The sequence below is a fragment of the Acinetobacter sp. SFD genome (assembly GCF_001647575.1).
Taxonomy (GTDB): domain Bacteria; phylum Pseudomonadota; class Gammaproteobacteria; order Pseudomonadales; family Moraxellaceae; genus Acinetobacter; species Acinetobacter pecorum.
Map to the genome: position 1 here is coordinate 211,507 of NZ_LSZJ01000012.1, position 23,054 is coordinate 234,560.

The 23,054-nt window shown below is 41.5% G+C and carries 30 protein-coding genes and 1 other RNA gene; 16 read left to right on the top strand and 15 right to left on the bottom strand.

Annotated elements, in window-relative coordinates; all coding sequences use genetic code 11:
• The first annotated feature begins 3 nt into the window (after window positions 1-3).
• The 6 genes from rseP to lpxA all read left to right on the top strand — a co-directional run bounded on the left by rseP (window position 4) and on the right by lpxA (window position 6,905).
• Window positions 4-1,359 carry an RIP metalloprotease RseP gene (gene rseP, locus AY605_RS08620; protein ID WP_064096003.1) on the top strand — a complete coding sequence of 452 codons (1,356 nt, stop codon included), beginning with the start codon at window positions 4-6 and terminating at the stop codon, window positions 1,357-1,359.
• 84 nt (window positions 1,360-1,443) lie between these two features.
• Complete coding sequence (gene bamA, locus AY605_RS08625; RefSeq protein ID WP_416202340.1) at window positions 1,444-3,975, top strand: outer membrane protein assembly factor BamA; 2,532 nt, start codon at window positions 1,444-1,446, stop codon at window positions 3,973-3,975.
• Window positions 3,976-4,057: 82 nt separating this feature from the next.
• Window positions 4,058-4,555 carry an OmpH family outer membrane protein gene (locus tag AY605_RS08630; RefSeq protein WP_064096005.1) on the top strand — a complete coding sequence of 166 codons (498 nt, stop codon included), beginning with the start codon at window positions 4,058-4,060 and terminating at the stop codon, window positions 4,553-4,555.
• A 3-nt stretch (window positions 4,556-4,558) separates the two neighbouring features.
• Window positions 4,559-5,629 carry a UDP-3-O-(3-hydroxymyristoyl)glucosamine N-acyltransferase gene (gene lpxD, locus AY605_RS08635; protein WP_064096006.1) on the top strand — a complete coding sequence of 357 codons (1,071 nt, stop codon included), beginning with the start codon at window positions 4,559-4,561 and terminating at the stop codon, window positions 5,627-5,629.
• A gap of 5 nt (window positions 5,630-5,634) precedes the next feature.
• Complete coding sequence (gene fabZ, locus AY605_RS08640; RefSeq protein WP_171254947.1) at window positions 5,635-6,120, top strand: 3-hydroxyacyl-ACP dehydratase FabZ; 486 nt, start codon at window positions 5,635-5,637, stop codon at window positions 6,118-6,120.
• The gene (gene lpxA / locus AY605_RS08645; protein WP_064096008.1) at window positions 6,117-6,905 is read left to right on the top strand and encodes an acyl-ACP--UDP-N-acetylglucosamine O-acyltransferase; all 789 of its coding nucleotides are present in this window, start codon (window positions 6,117-6,119) and stop codon (window positions 6,903-6,905) included. The genes fabZ and lpxA overlap by 4 nt, the downstream gene beginning before the upstream one ends.
• 60 nt (window positions 6,906-6,965) lie before the next feature.
• Here the strand turns inward: lpxA and AY605_RS08650 are convergent, their stop codons facing one another.
• Window positions 6,966-7,763: a YbgF trimerization domain-containing protein gene (locus AY605_RS08650; RefSeq protein WP_064096009.1), complete on the bottom strand. Its 798-nt coding sequence runs from the start codon at window positions 7,761-7,763 to the stop codon at window positions 6,966-6,968.
• Window positions 7,764-8,057: 294 nt separating this feature from the next.
• Between AY605_RS08650 and ffs the strand changes: the two genes are divergently transcribed.
• Window positions 8,058-8,154, top strand: an RNA gene (ffs, locus tag AY605_RS08655) — signal recognition particle sRNA small type.
• A gap of 207 nt (window positions 8,155-8,361) precedes the next feature.
• Here the strand turns inward: ffs and AY605_RS08660 are convergent.
• From AY605_RS08660 to AY605_RS08675, 4 genes are all read right to left on the bottom strand, one after another.
• Complete coding sequence (locus tag AY605_RS08660) at window positions 8,362-8,979, bottom strand: regulatory protein RecX (protein ID WP_064096010.1); 618 nt, start codon at window positions 8,977-8,979, stop codon at window positions 8,362-8,364.
• A gap of 91 nt (window positions 8,980-9,070) precedes the next feature.
• On the bottom strand, window positions 9,071-10,114 hold the full coding sequence (recA, locus tag AY605_RS08665) for a recombinase RecA (protein WP_064096011.1): 1,044 nt from the start codon (window positions 10,112-10,114) through the stop codon (window positions 9,071-9,073).
• A gap of 145 nt (window positions 10,115-10,259) precedes the next feature.
• On the bottom strand, window positions 10,260-10,700 hold the full coding sequence (locus AY605_RS08670; protein ID WP_064096012.1) for an RNA-binding S4 domain-containing protein: 441 nt from the start codon (window positions 10,698-10,700) through the stop codon (window positions 10,260-10,262).
• Window positions 10,693-11,367, bottom strand: coding sequence for an HAD-IA family hydrolase (locus AY605_RS08675; protein ID WP_064096013.1), 675 nt, complete (start codon window positions 11,365-11,367; stop codon window positions 10,693-10,695). The genes AY605_RS08670 and AY605_RS08675 overlap by 8 nt, the downstream gene beginning before the upstream one ends.
• A gap of 221 nt (window positions 11,368-11,588) precedes the next feature.
• Between AY605_RS08675 and AY605_RS08680 the strand changes: the two genes are divergently transcribed.
• Complete coding sequence (locus AY605_RS08680) at window positions 11,589-12,890, top strand: tyrosine-type recombinase/integrase (RefSeq protein ID WP_064096014.1); 1,302 nt, start codon at window positions 11,589-11,591, stop codon at window positions 12,888-12,890.
• Here AY605_RS08680 and AY605_RS15270 read toward each other — a convergent pair.
• From AY605_RS15270 to AY605_RS08720, 9 genes are all read right to left on the bottom strand, one after another.
• Window positions 12,800-13,021, bottom strand: a complete 222-nt coding sequence (locus AY605_RS15270) for a hypothetical protein (RefSeq protein ID WP_005251506.1) — start codon at window positions 13,019-13,021, stop codon at window positions 12,800-12,802. The two genes, AY605_RS08680 and AY605_RS15270, sit on opposite strands and share 91 nt — an antisense overlap.
• Window positions 13,021-13,383, bottom strand: coding sequence for a hypothetical protein (locus AY605_RS08685; protein ID WP_064096015.1), 363 nt, complete (start codon window positions 13,381-13,383; stop codon window positions 13,021-13,023). Before AY605_RS08685 ends, AY605_RS15270 begins: the two co-directional genes overlap by 1 nt.
• The gene (locus tag AY605_RS08690; protein WP_064096016.1) at window positions 13,380-13,751 is read right to left on the bottom strand and encodes a hypothetical protein; all 372 of its coding nucleotides are present in this window, start codon (window positions 13,749-13,751) and stop codon (window positions 13,380-13,382) included. The genes AY605_RS08685 and AY605_RS08690 overlap by 4 nt, the downstream gene beginning before the upstream one ends.
• On the bottom strand, window positions 13,751-13,975 hold the full coding sequence (locus AY605_RS08695; protein ID WP_064096017.1) for a hypothetical protein: 225 nt from the start codon (window positions 13,973-13,975) through the stop codon (window positions 13,751-13,753). Before AY605_RS08695 ends, AY605_RS08690 begins: the two co-directional genes overlap by 1 nt.
• 45 nt (window positions 13,976-14,020) lie before the next feature.
• On the bottom strand, window positions 14,021-15,565 hold the full coding sequence (locus AY605_RS08700) for a recombinase RecT (RefSeq protein ID WP_064096018.1): 1,545 nt from the start codon (window positions 15,563-15,565) through the stop codon (window positions 14,021-14,023).
• A 30-nt stretch (window positions 15,566-15,595) separates the two neighbouring features.
• Window positions 15,596-16,414 carry a PD-(D/E)XK nuclease family protein gene (locus tag AY605_RS08705; RefSeq protein ID WP_064096019.1) on the bottom strand — a complete coding sequence of 273 codons (819 nt, stop codon included), beginning with the start codon at window positions 16,412-16,414 and terminating at the stop codon, window positions 15,596-15,598.
• Window positions 16,411-16,653, bottom strand: coding sequence for a hypothetical protein (locus tag AY605_RS08710; protein ID WP_064096020.1), 243 nt, complete (start codon window positions 16,651-16,653; stop codon window positions 16,411-16,413). The genes AY605_RS08705 and AY605_RS08710 overlap by 4 nt, the downstream gene beginning before the upstream one ends.
• A 184-nt stretch (window positions 16,654-16,837) precedes the next feature.
• Window positions 16,838-17,113: a hypothetical protein gene (locus tag AY605_RS08715; RefSeq protein ID WP_064096021.1), complete on the bottom strand. Its 276-nt coding sequence runs from the start codon at window positions 17,111-17,113 to the stop codon at window positions 16,838-16,840.
• Window positions 17,094-17,774 (bottom strand): LexA family protein, encoded by a 681-nt coding sequence (locus AY605_RS08720; protein WP_064096022.1) that lies wholly within the window; start codon window positions 17,772-17,774, stop codon window positions 17,094-17,096. The genes AY605_RS08715 and AY605_RS08720 overlap by 20 nt, the downstream gene beginning before the upstream one ends.
• A 90-nt stretch (window positions 17,775-17,864) precedes the next feature.
• Between AY605_RS08720 and AY605_RS08725 the strand changes: the two genes are divergently transcribed.
• The 7 genes from AY605_RS08725 (at window position 17,865) to AY605_RS08755 (ending at window position 21,385) form a co-directional block, all read left to right on the top strand.
• Entirely contained in the window at window positions 17,865-18,086 is a 222-nt protein-coding gene (locus AY605_RS08725; protein ID WP_064096023.1) for a Cro/CI family transcriptional regulator, read from the top strand.
• Between the two features lie 10 nt (window positions 18,087-18,096).
• Window positions 18,097-18,405 (top strand): hypothetical protein, encoded by a 309-nt coding sequence (locus AY605_RS08730; RefSeq protein WP_064096024.1) that lies wholly within the window; start codon window positions 18,097-18,099, stop codon window positions 18,403-18,405.
• Window positions 18,406-18,554: 149 nt separating this feature from the next.
• Window positions 18,555-19,397 carry a helix-turn-helix domain-containing protein gene (locus AY605_RS08735; RefSeq protein ID WP_228138650.1) on the top strand — a complete coding sequence of 281 codons (843 nt, stop codon included), beginning with the start codon at window positions 18,555-18,557 and terminating at the stop codon, window positions 19,395-19,397.
• The gene (locus tag AY605_RS08740) at window positions 19,394-20,137 is read left to right on the top strand and encodes an ATP-binding protein (RefSeq protein ID WP_064096025.1); all 744 of its coding nucleotides are present in this window, start codon (window positions 19,394-19,396) and stop codon (window positions 20,135-20,137) included. Before AY605_RS08735 ends, AY605_RS08740 begins: the two co-directional genes overlap by 4 nt.
• The gene (locus tag AY605_RS08745) at window positions 20,134-20,385 is read left to right on the top strand and encodes a hypothetical protein (protein ID WP_064096026.1); all 252 of its coding nucleotides are present in this window, start codon (window positions 20,134-20,136) and stop codon (window positions 20,383-20,385) included. The genes AY605_RS08740 and AY605_RS08745 overlap by 4 nt, the downstream gene beginning before the upstream one ends.
• The gene (locus tag AY605_RS08750) at window positions 20,382-20,897 is read left to right on the top strand and encodes a RusA family crossover junction endodeoxyribonuclease (RefSeq protein WP_064096027.1); all 516 of its coding nucleotides are present in this window, start codon (window positions 20,382-20,384) and stop codon (window positions 20,895-20,897) included. Before AY605_RS08745 ends, AY605_RS08750 begins: the two co-directional genes overlap by 4 nt.
• 17 nt (window positions 20,898-20,914) lie before the next feature.
• Window positions 20,915-21,385, top strand: coding sequence for a hypothetical protein (locus tag AY605_RS08755; protein WP_064096171.1), 471 nt, complete (start codon window positions 20,915-20,917; stop codon window positions 21,383-21,385).
• Here AY605_RS08755 and AY605_RS08760 read toward each other — a convergent pair.
• On the bottom strand, window positions 21,382-22,557 hold the full coding sequence (locus AY605_RS08760) for a hypothetical protein (RefSeq protein ID WP_155857665.1): 1,176 nt from the start codon (window positions 22,555-22,557) through the stop codon (window positions 21,382-21,384). The genes AY605_RS08755 and AY605_RS08760 overlap by 4 nt on opposite strands.
• 135 nt (window positions 22,558-22,692) lie before the next feature.
• On the opposite strand from AY605_RS08760, the gene AY605_RS08765 reads away from it, so the two are divergent.
• Window positions 22,693-23,052, top strand: coding sequence for a hypothetical protein (locus AY605_RS08765; RefSeq protein WP_064096029.1), 360 nt, complete (start codon window positions 22,693-22,695; stop codon window positions 23,050-23,052).
• The last annotated feature ends 2 nt before the right edge of the window (window positions 23,053-23,054 follow it).

The window sequence follows — 23,054 nt, forward strand, 5'->3', positions numbered from 1 at the left end:
AACATGAGCGCCTTGTTTATTATTGCAGCCGCAATCCTGTTACTCGGTCCCTTAATTGCGATTCATGAGTTTGGTCACTATATTGTAGCGCGTAAACTGGGCGTTAAAGTTCTGGTCTATTCCATTGGTTTTGGACCGACCTTATTAAAATGGACCTCGAAAAAATCCGGAATTCAGTATCAACTGTCTGCCTTGCCTTTGGGCGGGTACGTCAAAATGCTGGATGAGCGAGAAGGCAATGTCGCTGAAGAGGATTTACCGAAAGCCTTCAATCGGCAGCATCCGTGGAAGCGGATCGCCATTGTGGCCGCGGGTCCGTTGATCAACCTGATTTTTGCAGTCCTTCTGTTTTGGGTGCTGTTTTTACCGGCACAAGAACAACTCAATACGCGGGTAGGTAAAGTTCTACCAAATACTCCTGCTGCGACCGTACAGATGCAGCCAGGTGACAAGATTGTAGCTGTGGATGGCACTCAGGTAGAAACCTGGGAAAAACTCAATTATGCCTTGGTAGATCGTGTTGGTGAAACTGGCGTGGTTTCTATACAGGTGGATCGTGCGGGTGAGAACAAACAGTTCCAGTTGCCGATTCAGGAATTCCTCAAAGATCAAAGCCAGTCACCACTCGATAGTCTGGGCTTCTTGCCATATCGCCCACAGATTCCGGCAGTCATCTCCAAACTCAGCGATGATGGAGCGGCCATCCGTCAAGGCTTGAAAGAGGGTGATAAGATTCTGGCAATTGATGGTGTGCAGATGAAAGACTGGTTTGATGTCGTACAGGTAGTGCAGGCATCTCCAGAAAAGTTGCTTAAAATTGATGTACTACGTGGAAATCAGGTGGTTCAGCTTGAGGTCATGCCGCAAGGCAAACGTGACAATATGGGGAATGTGACCGGTATGCTGGGCGTGCAAAGTGACCCGGGTAAAATTAACATTCCTGCAGAATATAAGCAGACCATCCATTATACGCCAGGTGAAGCGCTGGTCATGGCATTTGATAAAACAGCACATTTATCTTCAATGATTCTGAACTCGATTGTCAAAATGGTGCGTGGCCTGATTGGTCTGGATAATTTATCAGGACCAATTACCATTGCCAAAGTGGCCGGGCAGAGCGCAGAAATGGGTTGGGAAACTTTTATTTCCTTTATGGCCTTAATGAGTGTAAGTTTAGGAATATTAAACCTATTGCCTATTCCAATGCTTGATGGTGGACATCTGGTTTACTATTTTGTTGAATTAATTCGTGGTAAACCTGTTTCCGAACAAATACAATTGGTTGGACTAAAAATTGGTATGGTACTGCTCGGCAGTATGATGCTTCTAGCATTATTTAATGATTTTATGCGTTTATAACAACGTAGATGGAATAAATTAACAGCGGAAAAGACTGGCATGCAGCACACACATTTATTTATGCCTCTGGCACTCGTTAGTGCAATGGCAGTAGCACAACAAGTATATGCAGCAGATGAATTCATTGTACAAGATATAAAATTTGATGGATTAGTACGTTTAACTCCTGAGAATGTGTATGGCCTAGTGCCGATTAACAGTGGTGATCGGGTCAATGATCCTATCATCTCTAATGCAATTCGTAGCTTGTATGCATCAGGCCTGTTTGATGACATTAAAGCTGTTCAGCAAGGCAATACTTTGGTTTTCCAGGTGGTTGAACGCCCAGTCATTTCAAAAATTGAATTGAAAGGCAATAAACTGATTCCTAAGGAAGCACTTGAAGATGGCCTGAAGAAAATGGGTCTGGCTGAAGGTGAGGTGCTGAAGAAGTCAGCATTACAAACCATTGAAACTGAACTTGAACAGCAGTACATGCAGCAAGGTCGTTATGATGCGGATATTACAGTTAAGACAACTCCTCGACCAAATAACCGGGTTGAATTGCTGATCGATTTTGTTGAAGGCAAAGCAGCCAAAGTTTTCGATATCAATATTATTGGTAATACTGTATTTAAAGAATCCGATATCAAGCAGGCTTTCGCAGTAAAAGAAAGTGGCTGGAGTTCTGTCATTTCCCGAAATGACCGTTATGCACGTGAAAAAATGGCGGCAAGCCTGGAAGCTTTGCGTGCCATGTACCTGAATCGCGGTTATATCAACTTTAATATTACCAATTCTAGTCTTAACTTGAGTGAAGATAAAAAGAATGTCTTTATCGAAGTTTCTGTGGATGAAGGTGAGCAGTTTAAATTTGGTCAAACCAAATATTTAGGCGATGCGCTTTATAAGACTGAAGAATTGCAAGCCTTGCAAATCTTCAAAGAAGGCGAAATTTATTCTCAGGAAAAGGTCAACGCAGTCAAACAGTTATTGTTACGCAAGTATGGTAATGCGGGTTATTACTATGCCGAAGTCAACGTTGTTCCTCAAATTAACAATGACACCAAAATGGTTGATCTGAATTACTATATTAATCCGGGTCAGCAGGTTACGGTACGACGTATTAATTTTACCGGTAACAATAAAACAGCCGATGAAGTATTACGCCGTGAAATGCGCCAGATGGAAGGTGCATTGGCAAGTAATGAGAAGATTGACCTTTCTAAAGTGCGTCTGGAGCGTACCGGCTTCTTTAAAACCGTAGATATTAAGCCGGCACGTATTCCTGGTTCGCCGGATCAGGTAGATCTGAATGTTGCCGTTGAAGAGCAGCATTCAGGAACCAGTACCTTGGCGGTTGGTTTCTCGCAAAGTGGTGGTGTTACATTCCAGGCCGGTCTAAGCCAGACCAATTTCTTGGGCACCGGTAATAGTGTATCGATCGATTTATCACGTTCTGAAACGCAAGATTACTATAACCTGAGTGTGATGGACCCGTACTTTACGATTGATGGGGTGCGTCGCGGTTATAATCTTTATTATCGTAAAACCAAGCTGGATGATGACTATAACGTCAACAACTATGTAACAGACAGTTTTGGTGGTGGGATCAACTTTGGTTATCCAATTGATGAGAACCAGAGTGTCAGCATGGGGCTGAATATTGACCAGACCGAAGTAACAACTGGTCCGTATGTATCTACTTATGTACGTGACTATTTGTTGTCGAAAGGTGGCAAGGCCACTAATCGCCGGACTGATGTGTGTACAGCCTATCTGTATTCTCAGGCAGATTTAGATGTGTTGGATGAAAAGCCGAGACCAACAAATCCACCTGAAGGTTATGACGTCAAAGACAAGTGTCTGTATACCGATCGTCAGACAGCGAACTTGGTTGATTTTGATGACCAGTTCAAAGGTGACTTCTTAACCTACAATTTGAATTTGGGATGGTCTTATAATACCTTAAACCGCCCGATGTTCCCGACAAGTGGTATGTCTCATCGAATCAATGGTGAAGTCGCATTGCCGGGCAGTGATGTGGAATACCAAAAACTGACTTATGATGCACAGGCATTCTTCCCGCTTGGAAAAGATTTTATCCTGCGCGGTTATGGCAAGTTGGGTTATGGTAATGATCTGCCATTCTATAAGAATTTCTTTGCAGGTGGTTTCGGCTCGGTTCGTGGCTATGATAACAGTACACTGGGTCCTAGATATCCAGGCGTAACTTTTAATGAAACCAATCAAAGAGATTGGGATCCTGAAGAAGTCGGTGGTAATGCTTTAGTGCAGTTTGGTACTGAACTGGTGCTTCCTATTCCGTTCAAGGGAGATTGGGCACGTCAGGTTCGTCCAGTCCTGTTTGCTGAAGGTGCACAAGTATTTGATACACAATGTGATGTACCACGTGGTGAGATATATGTTAATAGTCAGGTTGGCCGGGTAGATGCCAAGCAGTATTGTAAGGACAACTTCGGTTTTGATGTGGATAATATGCGTTATAGCGTAGGTGCTGGCTTTACCTGGATTACCATGATTGGGCCATTATCACTGAGCTATGCTTATCCATTGAATAAAAAAGACGGTGATGAAACCAAAAATATCCAGTTTGAAATTGGACGTACTTTCTAAGAGTCTCCGGAAATCCTGAAGGTAGATTTTGCTCATGAGGTTTAAAAACTTTGTGAGCAAATTTTTTTGAATGAGTAAGAATATGAAAAAAATGATTATGGCGATGAGCCTGGCTTTAGCGAATATTGCTCCTATAACTCAAGCGGCCAGTATTGGGGTAATTGATCTGGAACGAGTGGTTGAAGGCAGTACATACCTGAAACAACAAAATTCGATATTCCAGCAAAAAATTCAGCCGCAAACGACCAAGATTGAGCAGCTCAGTAAAGAACTAGAAGCTTTACAGCAACGCGCTCAGTCAAATACCAAATTGACTGATGCAGAAAAACAGCAAATGTCTGCCCAGTATCAAACCAAGTTTCAGGAATTAAACCAGCTCCAGCAATCTGTGCAGAGTAGTGTTCAGGGTTCAATTAAACAGATTCGCACCATATTTGATGCACGTGTCAAGTTAGTTGCTGAGCAGCTGCGCAAAGAAAATAACCTGGATGGGATTTTAAATAAAAATTCAGCACTTGCTTATGACGCTAAATATGATTTAACTGATAAAATGATTCAAAAGGTTAATGCAATTAAGTAATCAATGAATCATCAAAAACTTCAGTTAGCTGATCTCGCTCGTCTTGTACAAGGCGAGTACGCAGGTCAGGCAGATTTGTGTTTGAGAGGTCTGGCAAGTCTTGAAAAGGCAACTTCTCAAGACCTGGCATTTGTTAATGCAGATAAATATCTGGAACAGGCTGCTCAGAGTCAGGCGGGCGCTTTGATTGTAACTGCTGAATTAAAAGAGCAGCTAAGGTCCAAGCACAACTTTATTATAGTGGCCAATCCTTACCTGGCTTTTGCTATTCTGACTCACGTTTTTGAGAAAAAGCATACGAATCGGGGCATTGAGAGTACTGCACAAATTCATCCATCTGCCATCATTGCTGACAGTGCCTATATTGGACATTATGTGGTAATTGGCGAGAACTGCGTAGTGGGTGAAAACACGATTATTCAGTCGCATGTCCAAATAGATAATCAGGTTGAAATTGGTAATGACTGTTTTATTGATGCACATGTCACATTGACCGGTGAAACCAAAATCGGAAATCGTGTTCGCATTCATGCCAATAGCGTGATTGGCAGTGAAGGTTTTGGTTTTGCTCCTTATCAAGGTAAATGGCATCGTATTGCCCAGTTGGGTTCGGTGCGCATTGCTGATGATGTTAGGATTGGTTCAAACTGTAGTATCGATCGCGGTGCCTTGGATGACACGATTTTGGATCAAGGCGTCATTATTGATAATCTTGTGCAAATCGCCCATAACGTCAAGATTGGTGCTAATACTGCTATTGCGGCTAAATGCGGTATTGCAGGTAGTACCACAATTGGCAAAAACTGTATTCTGGCAGGTGCTTGTGGTGTATCAGGACATCTAGATATAGTCGATAATGTGACATTAACTGGAATGTCAATGGTGACAAATAACATTACTGAAGCGGGCACATATTCTTCAGGTATGGGATTGCTGCCAAATCAGCAATGGAAACGCACGGTGGTTCGTTTAAGACAATTAGCAGATGTGCCATTGACCCAATTGGTAAAACGATTAGATCATATGCAATCTCAAATTGAGTCCATTGAATCAACATTTAAGTTGCGTAAATAATTATGATGATAGAGTCGAATTTGCCTACATTCACGAAGCCTGAATTGCCAATGAATATTCAAAAGATTCGTGAATATTTGCCCCATCGTTATCCATTTTTACTGGTTGATCGCGTTGTTGAGATTACCGAAAATGGCATTGTTGGTTATAAGAATGTCTCAATTAATGAAGAGTTTCTGCAAGGCCATTTCCCGAATTATCCCATCATGCCGGGTGTGCTGATTGTAGAGGCATTGGCTCAAATTTCTGGAATCCTGGGCTTTGTGATGAATAATGAAGTTCCAAGCGAGGGTTCATTGTTCCTGTTTGCGGGTGCGGAGAGGGTTAGATTTAAAAAACAGGTGGTTGCAGGTGACCAATTGGTTTTAAAATCTGAATTAGTGATGCATAAACGCGGCATTTACAAATATAATTGTACTGCCACAGTAGATGGCGTCGTCGCAACAACCGCGGAAATTATGGTTTCGCATCAGAAAGTCGAGCAGGCATGAGCAATAATCCCCTGATTCATCCAACTGCCATTATTGATTCATCAGCAGTCATTGCTGCCGGTGTAGAAATTGGTCCTTATTGTATTGTTGGGCCAAATGTCACTATTGGGGCGGGTAGCAAACTTCATTCACATGTCGTGGTGGGAGGCTATACGCGTATAGGTGAATATAACGAAATTTTCCAGTTTGCCAGTGTGGGCGAAGTTTGTCAGGATCTAAAATACGCAGGTGAAGAAACCTGGCTGGAAATTGGTGATCATAACAAGATTCGCGAGCATTGCAGTCTGCATCGTGGTACGGTCCAGGATCAAGGTATAACCAAGATTGGCAGTCATAATCTGCTCATGGTGAATACGCATATTGCTCATGACTGTATGGTCGGTGATTATAATATTTTCGCCAACAATGTCGGTGTGGCTGGTCATGTGCATATAGGTGATTACGTCGTCATTGGCGGTAACTCTGGAATCCATCAGTTCTGCAAGATTGACTCTTATAGCATGATTGGGGGTGCATCATTAATTCTAAAAGATGTCCCGGCTTATGTCATGGTTTCAGGCAATCCGGCGCATGCATTTGCCATGAATGTCGAAGGTATGCGTCGTAAAGGCTGGTCGAAAGATACCATTAACGGTTTGCGTGAATCCTTTAAGCTGATTTATAAATCGGGATTAACCACTCAGGAAGCGGTTGAGAAAATCCGTGGCGAAATTCTTCCAGAAGTTCCTGAAGCACAACGTCTGATTGATTCACTTGAGCAGTCTAAGCGTGGCATCGTGCGCTAAATGACAGAATTAAAAAAAGACACCTTCATGGTGTCTTTTTTTGTTTTAGAACTTTCTATTTTACTTAAGAAATTTTATTTCCTCTGCTTTCGGATAATTCTTCAATAACTTTGTTTTATATTGCGATGCAAGCGTAGCATTCTTTTCGACATCTTTGCTGATGTTATAAAGCTGATACAGGGCAGTAGAGGCTTTTGCCGAATTTGGATAGCGGTCCACTACAATCAGATAATTTCGTTTCGCTTCAGCAAATTTTGGCGGGTCGATCGCCAGATTGAATTCTGCTAACCAGAAATAAGCATTGCTGATATAAACGCTATTCGGATTGTTTTTAATAAAGTTTTGCATGGGTGCAATGGCTTTGGCTGCACCGCCATTTTTATAAGCATCTAAAGCCACGGTATAAGCTGCTTTTTCCAGCTCAGCAGGTTGCTGTCCGCTGCTTGCTGTATTGACCTTATTTGCGCTTAGGCTGGGTGCAGTATCCTGTGGGTTTTCCTCCGTTGGATTGTCTTCAGCAGGTTCAATTTTTTGCTGTAACAGTTCTAGGCGCTGATCGAGATCGGCATAACGATTGTTCAGTTCATTTTTAAGCTGCGCAATCTCATTTTCCTGTTCCTCTATTTTACCGCGCAAAATCCGCAGATCATTCTCGAGCTGCTGGTTCTTTTGCATGATTTGCCAGCTGGTATTGGTTTGAACGGCTGGAGCTGCGCCAGCAGGGATTGCGGCTGGGGTATTGACTGCAGTCTGGTTGCTGGTTTGACTCAAGCCACGCGATTCAATAGGAATATTGGCAAATAGAGGAATGGTAAAGAGTGCTGTCACTGCACACAATACGGTCTTTTTAAGCATCATAAAATTTCCATAATTCTTTGTGAGATGCGGATCCGCTACTCATCTTTTCAAGATAGATCATTGATATACGTTGCACACATTAAAAACGGCATTTTTAGAAAATGCAACAAGGTTTTACAAAGATCATGTGAATCTGAGTATTGATGGATTGATTGTGAAGATTGCTCCCAAAGCTGCAGAAATATCGATATTGTTTTTAAAATAATCAAACGGATAGCTGAAAGGGGTATTTTAAGAAACAAGGCTTGCAACTTGATTAAAAATCTCTATACTCTGTTTTTGTAATGGTAGCCCTGCTGGTTACTTCGCAATTGTACTCTATGAACCCCGCCAGGACCGGAAGGTAGCAACGGTAGTAGAACTATGATGTGCCGGAGCTTTGCTGGTAGGGTTGCCACCATATTCTTATTATAATAACAATGCGACTTCGCAGTTTTATATTTTCACATATCATTCCTTTTTCAATATCCTCACACAGCATTATCTTATTAGTTTAATGATTAAATCATTATTAGTTTATATTGTGCTTTACTTTATTTTCTCAACTATATGGGATTAAATATTTAATTCATTAAGGCTTTCAAAAAAAAGATAAGAGTTAATCTTCTGCTTTACGGTTAATTGCCTTGATAATCGCATCCATTTCAAAACCACGATACATCAGGAAACGGATCTGTTTGGCTTTGAGCTTAGGATCTTTAGTGACTTCTATTCCATATTTTTTGACTTTTAGCTCGTAGGCCTGCTGTACCCAGTCGGTTTCCTTGAGTTCTTCCGAAATAAGCGCGGCATCAATCTTTTTACTCTTGAGTTTCATTTTAATTTGATTGGGGCCTTTGCCTTTACGCTTTTGACTCGACAACATGGTTTCCGCCACGCGCTGATCACTTTGATAGTTCTCGCGGGACAGCTCTTCAACCAGGTTAATAACTTCATCATGATGCTCTGCATAGAGGGCGAGTTTCTCTATCAGTTCAGCTTTGGAATATTCCTTGCGCGTCAGTACCGCAAAAGCATAAGAACGTAAACGTGAGCCAGTCAGTCCTGGTTTTTTTTTATCTTTGGCTGATGAGGAAGAAAACAGGCGTTCCTCTGGATCAGATTCAGGAGTGTCTTGCAGTGCTGTTTTTGCAGGTTGAGTATGATCTTCAGCATCGCCAAACTGCTGTTTTAAAGTTTCATAATCGAGCAGTTTGCTAAATTTCGCGTCTGACATGATTCTCTCGGATTTTACATTCCATATATAATAACAAAACGCCCCGTAGGGCGCTGTGTCTTGACGTTTATAGATGATGCATCTAATAAGATCACGCATCTAAAAAGTCGGGCTCTTCCTTGCTATTGTCTTCTTCAACAACCACTGCTTTAGTCAGAAGCTGGTCGCGAATCAGTTTTTCAATCGTCTGAGCCATTTCTTTATGCTCTTCCAGATAACGGATGGTGTTGTTCTTACCTTGGCCAATTTTTTCGCCTTGATATGAATACCACGCACCGGCTTTCTGCACGATTTCTTGCTGTACAGCAAGGTCGATCAATTCACCTAGATGGTTAACACCTTTACCGTAAAGAATCTGGAATAGTGCTTCCTTGAACGGAGGCGCCATTTTGTTCTTCACAACTTTGACTTTGGTTTCAGAACCAACAATTTCGTCGCCTTCTTTCACCTGACCGATACGACGGATATCCAAACGTACAGATGCATAGAACTTCAGTGCGTTACCACCAGTTGTGGTTTCAGGGCTACCAAACATGACACCAATCTTCATACGAATCTGGTTAATGAAGATCACCATGCAGTTTGAGCGTTTGGCATTACCGGTAATTTTACGCAGTGCCTGGCTCATCAAGCGGGCTTGCAGACCCATATGCGAGTCACCCATTTCGCCTTCAATTTCAGCGCGCGGAGTCAAGGCAGCCACGGAATCGACAACGATCATGTCGATCGCGCCAGAACGCACCAGCATGTCTGCGATTTCAAGTGCCTGTTCACCGTGATCGGGTTGCGATACTAGCAGGTTGTCGATATCTACACCCAGTTTACGTGCATATTGAGGATCAAGTGCGTGTTCCGCATCGATGAATGCACATGTACCGCCTGCTTTCTGACACTCTGCAATTGCTTGCAGGGTCATTGTGGTTTTACCTGAAGATTCAGGACCATAGATCTCGACGATACGACCTTTAGGTAAACCACCAATACCGAGTGCAATATCCAGCGTTAAAGAACCTGTAGACACAGCTTCAACTGCCTGAACGGTATTGTCACCAAGACGCATAACTGTATTTTTACCAAACTGTTTTTCAATCTGGGTTAAGGCAGCATTGAGCGCCTTGTTTTTATTCTCATCCATCTTACAACCTCAATACGATGTCACTAAGTTAGTACTCAAGTGGATGTCTTAAATTAGAGCTTTGTTCCACAGGTGTATAGTGACAGAATTTTCCCTAGTGTTCTATAAAAGTCAGCGCATGTACGACATATTCTGACGCTTAAATTTAATCGTCATTATAGGACCATGACTCATCAAAATTCTGACTATTTTCATTTTTAAATTTACTGATGTCACGACGATCTTTCTTACTTGGACGATGGTCGGGACGAGCTAGATTATGCAACTTTCTTTGTGATGTAATCAATTCCCGACGTGCAATACTGACTTCGGTTTCTTCATACAGTTTTTGTGCCACCGGTGCAGGGCCACGAACATCAGAAAGCTCCTTAACCAGCACGGTTTTTTTGTCGATACCTTGCTGAATCGTCAGTTCCATACCGACGCGGATTTCGCGCGATACCTTGACTCGTTCACCATTGTGATGAACTTTACCGCCTTCAATCGCATGTTTGGCAATCGAACGGGTCTTGAAAAACCGTGCTGCCCATAGCCATTTGTCTATACGCATGCCTACCGCATCTTCGGGTAAAGACGATTTACGCATATTTTATTTCTACCTCAGCCTGATTTAAATGAGTGATTAAATCTGTTAATTGGTCCAGCATCGGGTAATTGCAAGTCTCGCGTGCGACTTTGGCTGAAGAGGGTTGCTGGATGCTCAACAGATTCTGAATGCCATAGGTTTTGGCGCCATTCAGGACTTTTTCAGTATCATCAATAAAATAAGCATGTGTAGGATCAAATGGATGCAGTGCATTCAGGCCTTGCCAGAATTCGACAAATTCTTTGGCATGCCCAATCGTTTCTGAGCTGACAATCACATCAAAATAATCTCTTAAATTCAAGTGATCCAGTTTGAAAGCTAGACCGGCACAGTCAGCGTTGGTGGCCAGCCAGATGGGATAGCCGTTATTTTTGAGATAATCCAGTAATTCAAGACAGTGAGGGCGTAAAGCGACTTTATCTTTATGTTCAATTTGCATGGCCAAAACATCAACTCCGACTTTCGCCGTCCAGAAGCGCGAGGAGTACCAGTTTAAAGTGTGATTATGTTGCTGATAAAATGCAAAGAGTATCGCTTGGCTTTGTTCCAGGCTACAGCCATGAGTTGCTGCATAACGTACAGGCAATAACTCGTTCCAGATAAAATCATCGTAGGCAAGGTCAAGTAAAGTACCATCCATATCGAAAATTATAGTCGGCTTTTGCATTCAAGATTCTCCAAAGTTTTTCAAAGTTCAACAAAGCATATAGAAAAGCTTTAGATTCAATAGAATTAATCAATTTTCGCGTTTATTAACGACAATCAAATAATTTCAAAGTTCAACAAAGTCATTTACCTTTCAAGAAAAAATATGTACATATGTGTGTACATAATTTCGCTCTGCCTGAATATGTACAGAGTATAGAACATTTGGACTGGAAAATTTAAATGGCTTTAAGTGATAGTTGGCTCAAATCCAACAATGGGAAACCGCGTGAAAAAGTTGAGGTGGTGACAGATCGTGATGGTCTGTCAGTGCGAATTACACCTAAAGGCAAAATCGTCTTTCAATATCGCTATCGTTTTGGCGGCAAGGCGAAAAGACTGGACTTAGGGACTTATCCCTTACTCAGTTTAAAAGATGCCCGGATACAGGTGCATAAATATAAAGCTGAGTTAGACCAGGGCAAGGATCCGATGCAGCTCAAACTGAAAGGGGAAAGCGACTATCTGAAACAGCTTACAGTCAAAGATATTTGTGACCTTTGGTTTAATACGGTGGCCATTCATAAAGTCTCATACAAGGATGATTATCGAGCCTTTGAATTGCACGTTTATCCGCGTATAGGTAGACGGATCTGTGATGATGTGTCGCTGCAGGAGTGGTCGCAATTGCTCTTTGATATTGCTGCGGATGCTAAAACCGTATCGATCAAGGTGCTGGGCAATTTAAGAATGATCATGCGCTGGGGATGCATTCACGGAAAATTGCAGCATCAGCCTATTCAGCACTTGAGAGCAGCAGATCTAAACGTAAAGAAAGTGAAGCGCTCACGCTATCTTTCAGAGCAGGAAATATTCTGGGTGGTGCATGCTTCATTGAGATCCAATGCCATATCACCAAAAAACAAAGCCATTATTATCATGCTGCTGTTTTTCGGTTGTCGTGTATCAGAATTAAGGCTGGCCAAGAAGTCTGACTTTGATTTTCAGGAAATGATCTGGCATGTACCGCCAGAGAACCACAAGATGGGGGATCGTACCCATAAGCCTATTATTCGGCCCATCATTCCGCAAATTGTGCCATTTTTAAAATATGTGTTTTCACTATCACCTGATAGTTGTGAATACGCTTTCCCGAATTTAAAAGGCAAAGCCTATACCATGCTGGCCAAAAGCTTTCAGACCACTATACCTGTATATGTGAATGAGAATGTGCGTAAACGTTTTGGTGTGCAGATCCAGCACTGGACCACACATGATTTGCGAAGAACGATGAGAACCCATATATCAGAACTGGCACCACCGCATATCTGTGAAATTATGCTTGGCCATGGTTTACCTGCAGTATGGGGAACTTATGATTTACACGAATATTTAGATGATCAGGCGCAGGCATATGAAAAGTGGTTCTTCAAGCTCTGCGCCATATTGGACAATTACGAGCGCTTTGATATCAAAGGCTGTATTTCAAGTGATTCAAGCAATCCGTTGTCTCTTTCCCAGGCATCCACGGCTTTGATTCCGTAACGGCTGCTTGAGCGCCCATGTGCTTTGATCACTGGTTCAGGAAAATCCTTTTTATTGCGCCAGTTGATCAAAGTGCCTTTTGTTACCCCATAACGCTTTAGTAACTCAGGCGTTGAGATATATAAAACCATCAAGACACCTCCTTTAAACTTTTCACCACAGATTCCGGTAAACCAAACACATCCTTAAAAGCCTTATCAAATTCACCACTAGCAATAAATTGATCGATGCAGTTTTCCGGCTTCTGATGCTGAGCGATGTAGCTGCTCAATGCCTGATATATACCGTTTGAATTTCCCTTATTTACACCGACATGAATCTTGTCACCGATATTCTTAACTGAAAATCCAACATTAAGGTTTGAAGCATCAATGATTTCCATAAATGGCACGAATTCGTCCTGATTAAAAATCAGATCAAATGGCATTTCTTTATGCAGCTCATCACAAACATAGTTCGCCAATTGAAGTTTGGTTAGTTGAATTTCAGTCATTGGCTGGCTCCTGTGCTCATGGCTTGTTCCAAGTCATTCAGAATCACCATTGCGTCTTGATGTACATAGTTATCCAATAATTCACAAGCTGTTTCACAGAGAACACGGGCATCACTTGTTTTCATTTCTTGCTCATAAAGTTGATCACTCAACTTCTTGATGACTGCATCTTTTTCCGGCACCGCTTGAGCTTTGGCTGCTTGCCATTGCTCACCAACTTCCGTACCAGCTTCAAACATGCTGTACATATGCTGAATATCAGAATCCGAATAACAACCTTCTTCATCTTTTTCCAAAAGGCTTTCATCAAAGTCAGGGTTTGCCAAAAGTAAATCTTCAAATTTTTCTTGAATTTCCTGAATATCCATCACGCCAATTCCTCTAAAAATTCTTTTCCGTGTTCCAGGTACTGGCCTAAGAACGTTTTAAATACCGGCTGACAAGGTTTATTCATTTGCAGTCCGATGATCTCAATCTGTTTGTGCTTCGGCTTCCAGGCTGTTAGATGGTCGCCACGATTCACGCCACGGTATCCGTTCTTAACCAGCCAGTTTCTAAACGGAATCAATAAATTTGATGGGATAACTTTCATAATTTATTCCTGTAGACCACACCCGGAGGCGTGGCCATATCCGTATTATTTATTTGGGAACATATCCATCTGATCTTCGATCAATTTCTTTTTTTGCTGGTAGGCTTGCAGTAATTCCTGTTGATGCTCACTGGTCAAGTTCGGCTTCGCTGCATTCATTTGCTGGGCGACTTGTCGAAGATCTTCACCGTTCTTGGCATCAGAGATCAGTAGGATAAGACCGCTTTTAACTGACCCACTTTTGAGAGGATCTACAGCTGGCGCTTGTGATGCCTCAAACTTGGCGCGTACTTCCTCAATGTTGTCTGCTAGATACTTTGCATCACCCTGATTTAAGGCAGCGTCATTTTCGATCTGTTCTTCGATATCCAATACTTCAGCTAGCGACTTGGCTTGGTTTAATGCTTTGGCGTAAGCTCTGCGCAATTCAGCAGGTGCCGGCTGTTTCTTTTGCTGTACCAGTGCTTCAGCTTCTTGTTGCAGGCGCTTCAATTCATCAACGCTTACGCCGTTATCTGCATCATTTGATGACTTGGATTCTGAAACCAAACATTCTTGAGCTCGTGCATTGATCTGTCTCATAAGATCTTCTTGCTGGTCGATATTCAAACCATCTTCGTTAATAACTTGAATACGTAAATCAGCAAATTCCGAATCTTTGGTGCAGTTTTTTAAGCTCTCAGTAAATTTTTCTATAAGCTTCACGTCTTTGGATTTAGTCACACGCTTTGGTTTTTCTTCTGCAGGTGCATCTGCAGCAACTTCTTTCACAACATTCTGCTTAATGCTGTCCAAAGTTTGCGGTGCTGTATTCACTGGCTCAGGCGTTACATCAATGATTGATTCAAGTTCTTCTTCTTGTGTGCGGATACCCATCAGCACTTCTGGCGCATAGATCCGGCCAAAGAATGATGCAGCACGATAGCGAAGCATCTGCTCAGGCATGGTTTGCCATTTAGATCCATTCTTCTGGTACCAGCCTTCTTTAACAGCCATTTCCATAGAGATTTCGGCAGATTCAAGACGCTCACCTGTACCGGCTTCAATTGCCCAGGCTTTACATACGATGTTGCGCAATTTAACTGTATGTGTTTTTTCTTCTGGCAAGCTCTTACGTTGTTGAGGATTCCACTTCCATTCTTTGGTGGTATAGGTCACTTCAATTTCACCACGATCTTCCATTGCAAAGCGAAGCGGTGAATATTTGCCAGAGGTATTAATAGCACCAATAACAAACTGAGATGACCAGGCTGGACGACCTTCAACAATGTAAAGGTTTTGCATAATCATTAGCGGATCTGCACCCATACGATTGGCCATATTGAGTGCAATCACACAGTTGGCCAAGCCGTTTGGATTTGGTTCTGAACGATATAACCAGTTGCCGTTCTGATCTTTACCATCTTTGACTTTTAGTGTGTCGCGGTAAACTTCCGGCACCATGGTTGAGGCTGCAAGCATCTTGGCAATACGCTGTGCTAATTCAAAGCCTTCAAGTGAAGTAAGGCCCACTTCAACCGGTTTAGGTGCAGCATGAGCAGCTTGGCGAGAAGTACGAAGTTGTTCAGTTGTCATTACTTGAGAAGTCATTGTGTTATTCCTTATTTTTTAAAAAATTAATTACTTGCGAAATTTGCAGGTAGCGTACGCAGGGCAGAACTTTTCATTGCAGAGCATTGATTTAGAGTTACCGTAAAACGTACCGTGTTTGATGATTGTGGCCGCATGGTGCAGTAGTCCTGGATCTTCTTCAGTACCCAGCAGTACTTCTGCAGGTGATTCAATTTCACCAATACCCACGTGCTGACCTTTATCTGTTTTGCCAGTGGTCAGGCCATAAATACGGGCAGGGGCTGTTACCGGTTCCTGTAGAGCATGTGCAGCAAGTACGGTATAAATTCCCATTTGCGGCGCATGGCCAACGGTTTTCACTACGCCGTCACTGCCTACAGCAGCCTTACCGGTTTTGATATCAGAGATACCTAATTCACCATCTTCATTTTCATAAATGCGATCGATGGTCCCAGTAAGTTCAATGCCTAGATCAGCAAGAATCAAAGATTCACAACGTACTTCTACACCGATAAATTTCTGAGTAGGTGCAATGTGGGTGATGTACTTGTGCATTAATGACTGGCCAATGGACTCAGCATCGTTCTGATTCAGATCCGACCAATCCACTTCTTCATTGGGTTGCCAGATCTGGTGATGCAAAATTTCTTCGCATTCTTCCAGGCTAACTTCCTCACCAATCAGATTCAGGTGATCCCATTGGGTTACGGCTTCGTGAATTGCGGTACCCAAGCGAGTGCGTGCACCAGCTGGATTACGTTTATTTAAAAGATTCTTGGCTTCCCATCGTGCAGGGCAATCGAACAGATCGCCTAGTGATGAAGCGCGGATCGGGATAATCCGGGTAGGATTAACATAGGCATTCACTTCGCACCCCCTACGGACTTCGCAATCGCTTCTGCCTGGTAAGCAGATTCTTTATCTGCTGCATAACCAGCCATTAAGGCAAGACCCATAAAGATTGAAAACAGGAGCATCCAAGCAGCGACATTTGAAGCAACTTCTTTCGCTACTGATTTAGGTTCTGGGTGCTGGTACAAACGCTCAGACGTTTGGCTTGATTGGCCGAACTCTGGCAGGTTGCTTTGAATAGGATTTTGTTTCATACTTATCTCGCATATTTGCAAGCCCGCTAGATTTCCAGTCCCTGCGGGCTTTTTATTGGGTACGAGATAAATATTAGGCAATCCTAATAAATAAGTAAATAGGTATTCCTAATTTTTTTAGATTTATTTTTCGGTAGGTGTAAAAAAAGCCGCTTCAAGGGAGCGGCTTAAAATCAGATAAAATTTATTTATCAACTTCCCAAATACTAGTCTTACAAGCAAAAAAGACTAGCATCCCAATAATCAACCAATCAATAAAACCTGAATTTGAAATGATTAATTGCAAGTACTCTATATGAGAATATTGCACAGGCTTTTCAGACATAGCCAAAACCAAGCCTATTCCGAAGATAAAACCTAAGAAAATAAATATTCTTTTGTAATCTACAATATATCTCTTTCCTCTAAATTCTATCATCTCATCCTCGTATGAAAATCTATTATTTATAACTTCGCTCATGGCGAACCATAACACCAATGATCGATATTTTATGATCCCTTGAGGATATTGTCGGGTAGTCTGGATTTAATGGAACTAGCTCAAATTCTTCGCGCCCATATTCATCATATCCAATTACCCGATACTTTTTGAAAGTGGTTTCATAAGATCCGTTCTGAGCAACTACAAAGGATCCAGGCTGTGGTGCTATTGATGCATCAATTACGAGTGAATCACCAGGTAAAAAATTAGGTGCCATACTCATTCCTTCAACAATTAAGCTGAAGACTTCAGAAGGTTTTGTAGTTTGGTAGGTCGTATAAGTCCTACCTTTAGGATTAATTCCGTCATATTCAACAGTCCCAAAAAGGCCGGCCTGAACATAGTCTAAAACTGGAATTTCCATAATCGGGAGGTTGTTAAAACTTACATTACTGAACTCAGTTTTTGCTTCTTCATCAGTAGGTTTGCCGATACCGGTAGCTAACCATTTTGAATTTACCTTTAGAAATTGGGCTGCACGAATCAGGTTCGGGCCTTCCATATTTTTCGATTTACCAGAAAGCCAATCACTAACAGATGGTGGCTTTACTCCAACGGCGCGTGCAAGTTCGACCCCCTTAATTTTCTTAGGTGGTAAAACTTCCATGGCATATTTAAGACGTTCAGCAAGTGTTTTCATTAGGAAATCCTAACACGAAATAAATTAGGTATTCCTATTGAATAAAAATAAGGAATGCCTAATAATTGGATAATTATTTAGGAGAACAACATGAATGATGCACAGCTTATAGAAGCTCTTGGTGGACCAGCTGCCGTTGCTCGATTACTTGGGATCAGAGTTCCATCAGTGAGTGGATGGAAGAAAATCCCCACTGAAAGAAAAATCCGACTTGCTGTTATTGCTGAAGATCGTGGTCTTTCGACAAGAAAAGAACTTTTTCCAGACACCTATCAAGATATTTGGATTGAACTGCGCGATAAGGCTGTGTGAGGTAGAAAGAATGTCTGAAAAATTAACTGAAAGTATCACGTTCAAATGCACGTATGACGAAAAGCGTGACTTAGAAGCAATTGCCAGATCTGAAAATAAAACCTTGTCTGAGCATATAAGAAGCTTGGGCATATCAAATATTTCTGAAATTCGGGAACGTTTAAATAATCTCGCATCTCTTATGCGTCTGACCACAGATACCGTAGACACGCCTATTTTTGAATTAACACCTGAACCATTGATGAAACCTACCGGCACAAAAAAAGCCCATCTGTGCGACCAGATGAGCTTCTTTGCCATTCACTCAGAAAGTAAATGAGGCATGTAACGAATGTTGAATTTAACACGTATCGGGGAGGTTGTGAAGCTATGAATACTGCACAAGTAATTCCGTTTAAGAAGCCTTCACAACCAGCACAAGGGGCTGGGAAAAACATGTATAGCGATAAGTTCGATCAGGGCTATGTTATGTCTAGTCGCTTGTATCGAAAAGAAGTGTGGCCATTCATTAGTGATGCTGCACGTAACGTCTATGCGGAGCTGGAAAACCGCATTAACGGACATAACAAGGAGTCTGATTTTGTTAGCTATTCACAGTTACAAGGTGGTGATCTACCTGGTGCGCGCAAAATGGGTCGTACTACTGTATCAACTGCGCTTCAAGAGCTTGTAAAACTCGGCGTTATTAGTGTGATTGCCAGTGGAAAACAGGGTATGAAATCTTATCGTTTAAATGAGATTTCCCTAAAAGATCGGTTCACTAATAAGACTAGTACAGTTACAGGACTAGTTTCGCAGCAAGACCAGAATGGTACAGCTAGTGAACCAGTTACTAGTCCCGTTACAGGACACACAATAGATACTCCAATAGAATCTTTAGAAAATAATAATAAAGCGCCATCAGAATTTGTTCCTCAGGATCGTGGTGCTTTGAATTTTATTGACTACCACTCTGACGATCAAAAGCTGTACACGCTGAAAGATCTATCTGGGACCTACCCAATCAAACAGGATTTCATGGCTCAAGCAGCTGTGAGTTTTCCAAAGCTGTCACAAGACATCGTACTTGAACAACTCAAAGAGCTGGCGCAATGGTCAGTTGGCCAACCTGAACGCATTTCTCAAAAATGGATGACCACCTGGTTGAACTGGTTACGCAATTACCAGCCGGCAAAACCGAAGACCGAAAAACCAAAAACCAGCAAGAAATCTAACGCAAATCTGAACGTGAATGATGCATGGAAAGATCAGGCAACTTATCACGCACCTGTTGAAAACTTCCAAGTGGATATCCCGGAGGACTTCGTATGAACGCAATGTCATCGTTTTCGTTTGGACTGAAAAAAGTTCAAGAGATCTGCAACAAGCATCAGGTCGCTATGGTTCAAGCAGGCCCATATCACAAGTGCCCAAAATGCGCCGTAGAGTTTCATGAAGCACAACTTGCACAAGCACAGGCCGAAGTGGATCGTCAGGTACGTGAAAAGCACTTTGCAGGCGCTCAACTTCCAGAACGTCATGCTCAGTCAGGTTTTAAAAATTACCTGGTGAAACATGCAGGACACCAGAACGCTTTAAATCAGGTTGTCTCCTTCGCCAAGAACATGATCAACGGCGACAAGAATAACTTTGTGATGGTGGGGCCTACAGGTACAGGGAAAACCCATCTGAGCTGTGCAACGGCCAGAACACTGCTCAACAAGGGCAAGCATGCACGCTACATCACCAGTGAGGATCTGGCACAACGAATCATGCACGCATGGGATGCACCAGACGCTACAGAGAAATCCGTGATCCATGATTTCACTCAATACGATTTATTAATTCTGGATGAATATGGATTGCATGACCGTGATAAGCGCCGGGAGCTGGTGCACAAAGTTTTATATGCACGCTATGACCGCATGAAGCCGACCATGCTGATTTCAAATTTAACCCTGGAAGAACTGCAAAAAGACTTGGGTGATCGTCTTTGGTCACGTTTCCAGCAAGGTGGTTTAAGCGTAGTCGAATGCAATTGGAATGATCAACGTACAGGGGGTGCAGCATGAGTATCAGTCAATCACACGGCCACATGTTTGAACTCACGATTGAAATCGTTTTGTTCATCACGTTCCGGAGAAAGAAAACCTATGTGCAGGATGTTCTGGATGATGTGGTTTCAGACGTAAGCAAAAGAACTGTGCAGAAGTATCTGGCATCACTTGAGAGGCTTGGATACATCACAGGCGATAAAAAATACCCACAAGGCTTCCTGCCAACCGAAAAAGCTAAACAATTATTTGAGGCTGGTACATGACTGGAACCCGTTGGAGTGAAAAACAGTTAGAAGTTCACTTGAACAAGCACAATTTACGCAAGGAATGCGCGTCAGTGCAATTTAAAAACAAAATTGAAGCAAAGACACATGAAGCAGAGCAAAACGCCGTAGACGCGAAACTAGAGCGAAATAGCGTAGGGGGTGAAAAAGTCATTTTAGATTTTAATTTGCCGGCTATTCCTCCATCGGTAAACCACTATTGGAAGAAATCTGGACGCGGTTTCAAGTTGAGTGATGAGGCAAGAGATTTTCACGATCTGGTCAGCATGTTGGTACCGCCAACCAGAACAGCAGCACGGTTAAAACTGGAGGTGACGTTTCATTTTCCGAATCGATTAAGACGGGATATCGATAATTACTTGAAAGCAACGATTGATAGCCTGGTGAAGTGTGAATTTTGCGTAGATGACGAACAGTTTGATGAGCTGATAGTGCGCCGGGGCAATGTGGTTAAAGGCGGACTACTCAAAATAAAAGTGATGGAAATCTAATGATTATAGGGGTTGCTATGGGAAGTTCTATAGGGCTGCAACTAGTCGGTGGTGAGTGTGGAGAGGGGGTATATACGAACTCTCCTCGCGCGCGCGCGCGTTTTATCAATCTGCATACCAAAAAGAAGGTCAAAGAGTTCAAGTTAAAACTTCGAAATTACAAGCGTCCAGACTTCAACAGAATGATTCTGGACTTAGGCAAATGCGGCTGGACACACGAAAAGATTGCAGACGTTCTGCCGGTGTCTGGTGCTTCTACAGTTTCAGAATGGGCGCGTGGTGGCGTTCCAAACTATGACAACGGCCATGCATTCATTTTGCTGTGGCAAACAGAGACAGGCATTGTGCGTTACCCACTGGAAGGTGAATGGATGACATACAAATACAAGATTGGCCAGATGGATATTTTTGAAGACGGCGGCCTGTGTGATCAGGTTATTGATGAATTGGATCGGGAATTAAAAAAAACAAAACCAAGATCTGATTAAGATCCTGGTTTTTGAACGTTTATATTTTTGATTACATCTGTAGTGGCTTTAACCATATCTGTAGTGCTTTTCATCTGGTCTGAAATTAAGTTAGACATATTTTTGTGAGAAGCGGAATCAATTTCTTTACCAAAATATTTTAATGCTAATTCTTTCCTGATCTCGATAGAATGCTCTAAAGGTACACTATTCATAAAATAGGGGTAAGCTTTTAATTCTACTGAGGTTTGATGGTGTTGATCGGCTAGCCGCTGATAATGTGAAGACTGCTTTAGAAAGTAATTTGCGAGAGTCATGCCTATTAACATTAATGAGATTTTGATAATCCAGTATTCAACTTGATCATTATTATTATTTACTAATGTGAAATTTATTAAAGGTATTATATTAGATTTTAAATAAATCATTATAAATATGACAAATATAATACCTGTTAGTGAAAAATAAAAAAAATTTCGAAATTTCTCATGTAAATTTGTATATTTTACTGCTGCCTCGTCGTAAGCAGTCGTAGTTGGTTCATTCTCAAATTGTAAAAGTTCAGCTTGAATTCTATTTTTCTCTACGGTGACGTTTTGGAGTTCCTCATTTGACTTACTTAGTTTAAGAGTTAATTCATCATTTTTATTAATAATTTTTATTAATTTTTCATTATTTTTAGTTAAAGAGTTTTTTAATTCAAGTACTTCTTTCCCCACGATTGTGAAATCGCTTTTTAATGAATCATTCTCTAATTTCAGAGATTCTATTTTATCTAAATTGTATTTAATTTCTTCATTATATCTATTTTTAATAATAAGATGGTTTGATAAGAGTTCTAAAGTTGAATTACAGAATATAATTATTGAATTAAGTAGTTCTTCTATAAATTCATTTATTATTTCTTCTGACTTGGTATGAAATATTCTTAAAGTTTTACTTTTAATATTTGTGGCGATGTTGTTAATGTAAGACAAGATGTATTCGTCATAATTATTAATTGAAAACTGGGATAGATGATCTTCTCTTAAAAAATTAATTAAATCTTTTAATGAATCAAAATGAATATGTGTCGTATATTTTTTTATCATATTATTATTATTGCTAAAGTATTGTAACTGATCAAATATCTCTAGTAAGTTTTTTAATATAAGAGATTTAATTTCATCTGAGCTTTTGGTTTGGCTATTCATGGTGTTTTTTTGAAAAATAAATTTGTTGAATATTACTTTATTTTTGAAAAACTTAAAATTGTTTTTATATCACCCAACAAACCCCAACACCCATACCCCCACAGTAACCCTATCAACCAACGATAGGGTTTTTTTATGGCAGCTCGCAAAGTAAATACACCAGGTGCAACAGAGAAAGCACCGGCAGCAGACACAACACCAATTGGTGCAACTGAGTTAGATCCAAAGGGCGAAAAAGCAACTGGTGAAATGTCTGAAGCACTACAAGACCAGTCTACTAATGAAACTAGTTCACTAGGTGCACTAGTTGAACCAACTGCAGAAGAACTGACAGCCAAAAAGGAATATGAAGAATTCCTTCAATGGCGCAAAACCAAAGGTGAAGCAGTAAAACCAGTCAAGGCCACAGTACAGCAACTTCAATCACAAACTGCCGAAGTTAAGCGTATCCAAAACGTATTGACTGAGCGCGGCTGGGATTCAGTGGAGGAATAACC

Bases quoted from the DNA above. Each gene is read 5' to 3' on its own strand.
- rseP (WP_064096003.1), top strand. From the start codon at position 4: ATGAGCGCCTTGTTTATTATTGCAGCCGCAATCCTGTTACTCGGTCCC.
- bamA (WP_416202340.1), top strand. From the start codon at position 1,444: ATGGCAGTAGCACAACAAGTATATGCAGCAGATGAATTCATTGTACAA.
- AY605_RS08630 (WP_064096005.1), top strand. From the start codon at position 4,058: ATGAAAAAAATGATTATGGCGATGAGCCTGGCTTTAGCGAATATTGCT.
- lpxD (WP_064096006.1), top strand. From the start codon at position 4,559: ATGAATCATCAAAAACTTCAGTTAGCTGATCTCGCTCGTCTTGTACAA.
- fabZ (WP_171254947.1), top strand. From the start codon at position 5,635: ATGATAGAGTCGAATTTGCCTACATTCACGAAGCCTGAATTGCCAATG.
- lpxA (WP_064096008.1), top strand. From the start codon at position 6,117: ATGAGCAATAATCCCCTGATTCATCCAACTGCCATTATTGATTCATCA.
- AY605_RS08650 (WP_064096009.1), bottom strand. From the start codon at position 7,763: ATGATGCTTAAAAAGACCGTATTGTGTGCAGTGACAGCACTCTTTACC.
- AY605_RS08660 (WP_064096010.1), bottom strand. From the start codon at position 8,979: ATGTCAGACGCGAAATTTAGCAAACTGCTCGATTATGAAACTTTAAAA.
- recA (WP_064096011.1), bottom strand. From the start codon at position 10,114: ATGGATGAGAATAAAAACAAGGCGCTCAATGCTGCCTTAACCCAGATT.
- AY605_RS08670 (WP_064096012.1), bottom strand. From the start codon at position 10,700: ATGCGTAAATCGTCTTTACCCGAAGATGCGGTAGGCATGCGTATAGAC.
- AY605_RS08675 (WP_064096013.1), bottom strand. From the start codon at position 11,367: ATGCAAAAGCCGACTATAATTTTCGATATGGATGGTACTTTACTTGAC.
- AY605_RS08680 (WP_064096014.1), top strand. From the start codon at position 11,589: ATGGCTTTAAGTGATAGTTGGCTCAAATCCAACAATGGGAAACCGCGT.
- AY605_RS15270 (WP_005251506.1), bottom strand. From the start codon at position 13,021: ATGGTTTTATATATCTCAACGCCTGAGTTACTAAAGCGTTATGGGGTA.
- AY605_RS08685 (WP_064096015.1), bottom strand. From the start codon at position 13,383: ATGACTGAAATTCAACTAACCAAACTTCAATTGGCGAACTATGTTTGT.
- AY605_RS08690 (WP_064096016.1), bottom strand. From the start codon at position 13,751: ATGGATATTCAGGAAATTCAAGAAAAATTTGAAGATTTACTTTTGGCA.
- AY605_RS08695 (WP_064096017.1), bottom strand. From the start codon at position 13,975: ATGAAAGTTATCCCATCAAATTTATTGATTCCGTTTAGAAACTGGCTG.
- AY605_RS08700 (WP_064096018.1), bottom strand. From the start codon at position 15,565: ATGACTTCTCAAGTAATGACAACTGAACAACTTCGTACTTCTCGCCAA.
- AY605_RS08710 (WP_064096020.1), bottom strand. From the start codon at position 16,653: ATGAAACAAAATCCTATTCAAAGCAACCTGCCAGAGTTCGGCCAATCA.
- AY605_RS08715 (WP_064096021.1), bottom strand. From the start codon at position 17,113: ATGAGCGAAGTTATAAATAATAGATTTTCATACGAGGATGAGATGATA.
- AY605_RS08720 (WP_064096022.1), bottom strand. From the start codon at position 17,774: ATGAAAACACTTGCTGAACGTCTTAAATATGCCATGGAAGTTTTACCA.
- AY605_RS08725 (WP_064096023.1), top strand. From the start codon at position 17,865: ATGAATGATGCACAGCTTATAGAAGCTCTTGGTGGACCAGCTGCCGTT.
- AY605_RS08730 (WP_064096024.1), top strand. From the start codon at position 18,097: ATGTCTGAAAAATTAACTGAAAGTATCACGTTCAAATGCACGTATGAC.
- AY605_RS08735 (WP_228138650.1), top strand. From the start codon at position 18,555: ATGTCTAGTCGCTTGTATCGAAAAGAAGTGTGGCCATTCATTAGTGAT.
- AY605_RS08740 (WP_064096025.1), top strand. From the start codon at position 19,394: ATGAACGCAATGTCATCGTTTTCGTTTGGACTGAAAAAAGTTCAAGAG.
- AY605_RS08745 (WP_064096026.1), top strand. From the start codon at position 20,134: ATGAGTATCAGTCAATCACACGGCCACATGTTTGAACTCACGATTGAA.
- AY605_RS08750 (WP_064096027.1), top strand. From the start codon at position 20,382: ATGACTGGAACCCGTTGGAGTGAAAAACAGTTAGAAGTTCACTTGAAC.
- AY605_RS08755 (WP_064096171.1), top strand. From the start codon at position 20,915: ATGGGAAGTTCTATAGGGCTGCAACTAGTCGGTGGTGAGTGTGGAGAG.
- AY605_RS08760 (WP_155857665.1), bottom strand. From the start codon at position 22,557: ATGAATAGCCAAACCAAAAGCTCAGATGAAATTAAATCTCTTATATTA.
- AY605_RS08765 (WP_064096029.1), top strand. From the start codon at position 22,693: ATGGCAGCTCGCAAAGTAAATACACCAGGTGCAACAGAGAAAGCACCG.